Source organism: Absiella sp. AM29-15 (assembly GCF_003434225.1).
In the GTDB taxonomy this organism is placed as follows: Bacteria; Bacillota_I; Bacilli_A; order Erysipelotrichales; family Erysipelotrichaceae; genus Hoskinsella; species Hoskinsella hominis.
This window is the reverse complement of record NZ_QVFL01000017.1, coordinates 1-376: the sequence shown is the minus strand read 5'-3', so window position 1 is coordinate 376 and position 376 is coordinate 1. Positions and strand designations below refer to the sequence as shown.

Genomic DNA, 376 nt, shown 5'->3' with positions numbered 1-376 from the left:
TCAAAATGCTCTCGCCAAGATTACACATAAACGTGTACCTCCTTATTTATCTTCTGTATCATCATTGTATCAAATCTTATTTTTTTGTCCATCACATTATAATGTATATCTTTTGACATCATATAGTAAACAAAAAATGACGTAACCCTTTAACTACTGGATTACGTCATTTATATTATCCCTTCTTTAATTCCTCGATGACTATTTCTTTGATGTTCTCTGGAAGTTTCAGCATATTCATCGCTTTACTTATGTCAATATTTGCTGATTCCATTAAGTTTTTTGTATGTTCGATTGCAGATTTGATTTCTCCTTGCTCGATGCCTTGTTCAAGTCCTTCTTTCAAAACGCTCTCGCTTAGATTACACATAAACTC

1 pseudogene is annotated in these 376 nt (G+C 32.4%); it reads right to left on the bottom strand.

Annotated features, from left to right (window positions below):
* Positions 1–175 precede the first annotated feature (175 nt).
* Positions 176–376, bottom strand: a pseudogene (locus tag DW761_RS21065) (hypothetical protein); the annotation flags it as partial.